Below are 218 nucleotides of genomic sequence, written 5' to 3'. Positions count from 1 at the left end.
TTTCCTTTTATTGATTTTCCATTTACTGTTATGTTTGTTATTGAGCTTCTCCATTTTGAATTGTCTTTGAAGGTTATGTTGATTGTTTTTCCTACTTTGTTATCTTTTTTGTCTGCTGTTAATGTTGGTGCAGGTTTTACTTCTGGAATAATAACCTGTGTTACTTGTCCATCTTTGTAACCCTTTGCTTTTATTACGATCTTGTAGGATTGAGCCTT

1 protein-coding gene is annotated in these 218 nt (G+C 32.1%); it reads right to left on the bottom strand.

What is annotated here, in order from left to right; genetic code table 11:
* A partial coding sequence (locus COJ46_RS19510) for a hemoblobin-interacting domain-containing protein (protein WP_141540909.1) occupies positions 1-218 on the bottom strand: 218 nt, incomplete at both ends.

The organism is Bacillus sp. AFS077874 (genome assembly GCF_002566505.1).
Taxonomy (GTDB): Bacteria; Bacillota; Bacilli; order Bacillales; family Bacillaceae_G; genus Gottfriedia.
This window is presented reverse-complemented; position numbering and strand designations above follow the sequence as displayed.